Annotated in this window: 1 protein-coding gene and 2 pseudogenes; all 3 read right to left on the bottom strand. The window is 70.7% G+C overall.

The annotated features are described in order from the left end of the window. Positions 1-934, bottom strand: a 934-nt coding sequence (locus ACY45C_RS09120; RefSeq protein WP_462187190.1) for a dihydrolipoamide acetyltransferase family protein, incomplete at its 3' end; no start/stop codon positions are given. A gap of 4 nt (positions 935-938) precedes the next feature. After that, positions 939-1,950, bottom strand: a pseudogene (locus tag ACY45C_RS09115) (alpha-ketoacid dehydrogenase subunit beta). Next, a pseudogene (pdhA, locus tag ACY45C_RS09110) lies at positions 1,947-3,113 on the bottom strand (pyruvate dehydrogenase (acetyl-transferring) E1 component subunit alpha). Before pdhA ends, ACY45C_RS09115 begins: the two co-directional pseudogenes overlap by 4 nt. Positions 3,114-4,736 lie beyond the last annotated feature (1,623 nt).

Raw genomic sequence — 4,736 nt, 5'->3', positions numbered from 1 at the left:
CGTGGTGCACCACGGGCACGACCAGGCCGCGCGGGGTCTGCGCGGCGAATCCCAGGTGGACGGCGGCGTGGTGGCGCACGCCGGTCGCGCGGCCGTCCGCGTCGGTGACGACGGCGGAGTTGAGCGCGGGAAAGCGGACCAGTGCGGCGACGCAGATGCGGGCCAGAATCGCCAGGAGACCGATTCTGGGCTCGGTGCCCCCCGTGTTGAGGGTGTCGTTGGGAGTGTCGTTGAGGGTGTCCTTGGCGGCGAGCAGTGCGGTGGCATCCGTGTCGACCCAGCAGGTGGCATCCGGCACCTCGCGCCTGCTGCGCACGAACGTCTCCGCCGCGCGCCGCGCCAGCGGGTCCAGCGGGACGACGGTCGAGTCGGTCTCCGCCGGGCGCGCCGGAGCGGAACGTAGGGCGACGGCGGTCTCCACGTCCCTGCGCAGAATCAGCCCCTCCGGGCCGGTGCCGACGAGTTTTCGGAGATCGACGGCGTTCTCGCGGGCGAAGCGGCGAACGAGGGGCGAGACGACCTTGACCACGGGCTGGACCACGGTCTGGGCGGAAGGCCCGAGTGGCGTCGCCGGTCCGGGTGCCGGCCCGGGTGCGCCGACGCGCCGTCGGCGGCGGGCTCGGGGGGGTTCCGTGCTGGTGCCGTAGCCGACGAGGATGTTCCCGGAGCCCGTTCGCCCTGCTGCCGGCTCGCTGACGGCCACGGTGATCAGTGGTGTGCCGACCGGGACACTGGTACCGGCCAGGCCCGCGAGGGAGGTGACGACGCCGGCATAGGGGCAGGGCACCTCGACGACGGCTTTGGCGGTCTCGACCTCGGCTACGGGTTGATCGACGGTGATGACGTCCCCGACGCCGACAAGCCAGCGGACGACCTCGGCGGAGGTCAGGCCCTCGCCGAGGTCGGGGAGGGGGAATTCGCGTACCGCGGCCACGGTGTTACTGCTCCCACTGGAGTCGGGCGACAGCGTCGAGGATGCGGTCGACGCTGGGAAGTGGGAAGGTAGTGATGTTCGAGCATGGGGGGCGGGTAAGGGATGTCGAAGCCGGTGACCCGCAGGACGGGGGCGGCGAGGTGGTGGAAGCACCGCTCGCTGACGCGGGCGGCGATCTCCGCACCGACGCCGCCGAAACCCGCGGCCTCGTGGACCACAACGGCGCGCCCGGTGGCGCGGACCGCCTTGCAGACCGTCTCATCGTCGAAGGGAACCAGCGAGCGCAGGTCGACCACCGCCAGGTCCCAGCCCTCCGATCGCGCGGCCGCGGCCGTCTGGAGGCACACGGGGAGCGAGGGGCCGTAGGTCAGGAGGGTCGCCGAGGTACCGGTCCGGCGGACCACTGCCCGGCCGATCGGCGGCACCTCGGCCGGAGAGAAGCCGTCCGTAGACCGGTCGTCCGTGGGCCGGTCGTCCGTAGACCAGTAGAGCCGCTTTGGCTCCAGGAAGACCACCGGGTCGTCCGAGGCAATCGCCGAGCGGAGCAGCCCGTAGCCGTCGGCGACGGTGGCGGGGGTGACGACGTGCAGGCCGGGGGTGTACGCGTAGTAGGCCTCGCTGGAGTCGCTGTGGTGCTCGACGCCGCCGACGCCGCCGCCGTACGGGATGCGGATGGTGATCGGCAGCGTGGTCTTCCCGGCCGTGCGGTTGCGCATCTTGGCCACATGCGACGCGAGCTGCTCGAACGCGGGGTAGGCGAAGGCGTCGAACTGCAGCTCCACGACGGGCCGCAGGCCGTACATGGCCATGCCCACGGCGGTGCCGAGGATGCCTGCCTCGGCCAGGGGGGTGTCCAGGCAGCGTTGCGCGCCGAATTCGGCGGCCAGGCCGTCGGTGACTCGGAAGACGCCGCCGAGGGTGCCGACGTCCTCGCCGAGGATGTGGACGCGCGCGTCCTCGCGCAGCGAGTCGCGCAGCGAGTCGTTGAGGGCCTGCACCATGGTCGCGGCACTCATCGTGCGTCGTCGCTCTTGGCTGCGTCCGCGGCCTGCCAGGCCATCAGCTCGGCGGCCTGCTCACGAAGCTGGCTGGTCGGCTGGGCATAGACGTGCGTGAACAGCGAGCCCGGATCGAGATCAGGCGCACGATCGAACTGGGCGCGCATCTCGGCGGCGAGTTCCTCGGCGGCCTGCGCGACTGCGGCGACGCCGGCGTCGTCGAGGAGACCGGCCTTGCGCAGCTGCCGCTCCAGCAGCATCAGCGGATCGCGGGCCTGCCAGGCAGCGACCTCCTCCGAGGTGCGGTAGCGGGTCGCGTCGTCGGCGTTGGTGTGCGCCTCCAGCCGCTAGGTGACCGCCTCGACCAGCACCGGGCCGCGACCCGACCGCGCGTGCTCGACCGCCGCGCGCAGCACACCGTGCACCGCAGGCGCATCGTTGCCGTCCACCAGGCGACCAGTGATCCCATGGCCCACCGCCTTGTGTGCCAGCGTCGGTGCCGCGGACTGCTGGGCCAGCGGCACCGAAATCGCATAGCCGTTGTTCTGTACCAGGAACACCACTGGCGCGTTCAGCACCCCGGCGAAGTTCAGCGCCTCGTGGAAGTCGCCCTCGCTGGTACCGCCGTCGCCGATCAGGGCAAGCGCCACGACGTCCTCCGCCGCCCACCGATCCGAGGCCGCGCGCAGGCGGGCGGCGTGGGCCAGGCCCACCGCATGGCAGGCCTGGGTGGCCAGCGGAGTCGACAGCGGCGCGATCCGGTGCTCCCGCGGGTCGTAGCCGCTGTACGCGTTCCCGCGCATCAGCGTCAGCGCGTCCACCGGGCGCACACCCCTCGATACCACCGCCAGCGTGTCGCGGTAGCTGGGGAACAGCCAGTCCGACTCCCGCAGCACCATGGCCGCGGCGATCTGGCATGCTTCCTGGCCGGTGGACGCCGGGTACACGGCGAGGCGGCCCTGCCTGGCCAGGGTCGTGGCCTGCTGGTTGAAGCGCCGTCCCAGCACCAGGCGGTGGTACAGGACGCGCAGCAGATCGGTGTCGACCTTCCCCGCAGCCTCCGTGCCGAGGACCCGGACCGGCTCGGGGTCGGGCAGGAGCGGAGCCGGGTCACGACGCGGACCGTGGGAGCTCGGCGGCCCGACGAGGCCGGGCGCGGTGCTGTCGTCGAGGATTGTCATGGTCCACCTTCGGCAGTTGGTGGCGGAAAGGGCTCGGGGACGCCGGTCAGATCTACGCCGCCGTTGACCGGCTGCTGATGCAGGTCGGAACCGTCCGTGGGCTGGCGGGCGAACTGGGGAGGACTCGTCCAGCAGCGAACCTGGTCGGTCTCGCGGAAGTGGAGCGCCGGTGCACGATCACCAGTAAGGTCCGCTTGGCCAGCGCGATCCTCGATGCGTGCTGACTCGCGGTCTCGGGCTCCGGACTTCGGGCTCCGGGCTCCGGGCTCCGGACATCGAGCTCCGGGCTCCGAGTCGAGGTGCGGGACCTGAGCAACAGCCTGGCCAGGACGAGGGGGGCTTCTCACCGTCCAGGTGAGCCGCCCAGGCCAGGCCCGACGATCAGGAAGCGAGGTGCGGGGAGCCGTGGCCTCGCTTGAGCTGTCCCGGTTCGCCGGCTTGCCCGGTTCGGGCGCCGTCCGTGGCCACGATCCTCCTCCGCTCAACTTCTTGGCTCTGGTTCTCTGATTTTCCACCCCCCGTCGGCAGCTGGATCGTGTCCATAATCACCTTGATAGTCATCGCGCGGGCCCCGACCCGGCATTAATGCATGGAGCGCGCCGCGCATCAGGTAGAAATACTTTCGTAGGTCGACTCGCCGAAGAGGCGGGGGTAGCGAGTCTGACGTAACCCTGGAAAACCGACCCCGGGGGCTTGAGGTGATTATCATCTCACCCGGCGACGGGAGTGAATCTGCCTGGTCAGGGCCGTGCGGGCCCGATCCTCGCCGAGTCGGGCCCCGGCGGGCGTGACGTGCGCAGCGCGACGCTCACCGAACGAGCCGGCCAGCACCGCTCGCCGCAGCAGTACCCGGCTGTTCCGATGCCATGTTTGTCGGTTGAATTTCCCTGGACATCGGTTCTCCGCTGTGACCAGCATCTCGTGGGAGCCCGCCGAAAGTGCCTTCGACGGCTGTTACGTTGCTCTCCGAGCTCAGGCCAAGTTTTTATTGGTTGAGCCAGGCGAGTTGATCCCCTCGACACGCCGTTCGAACGGTGGTCGCCTGTTGACTGATGCTTGCGTTCCGGGAATGCCCATTATGGGCCCCGCCAGGCCCGGGGGGACGGGAGGCTCGAGTTCGTCTTCGCCCACAGCTCAGCGGCAGCTTGATCTGCGCGGCGTCCCGCCCCGCCACGAGTGCCTCCTCGACCTGGTTCGCCTGCGACGGCACCTGGTCCAAGACCACCAGCTGATCGAGCCCCTCCCCCGCAACCGCCCGCTCCCCGCCGCAAGCAGCCGATCCGCCACGATCAGTCGCGGAACGTGGCGGTAGCCGAGCCCGGCCGGTCCCGGCCGGGCTCTCGGGCCGTTGAAGGACCGGTGCCCGACGCACCGACGTCATTGTCAGCCGAATGTAAGGTTCGTTCCCGAGTCAGGCCGGCGCTCCGGGACAGGAACAGGAAGATGACAGGCGACGCGGAGTCGGCGCCCCGGGCAGGGAGCGATCCACGGGCAGTACCCGGCACGCAGGGTCCCCGGCACGCACGTTCGGGACGGGACCGCAGCAGTCCGCGTCAGTCCGGTCCGCCCAGGCCCGTCTCGAATACCCAGGGCCGTCCCCGAACAGTCGAGAGGAGCATCATG

The sequence above is a fragment of the Frankia sp. CcWB2 genome (assembly GCF_977927585.1).
This window is presented reverse-complemented; position numbering and strand designations above follow the sequence as displayed.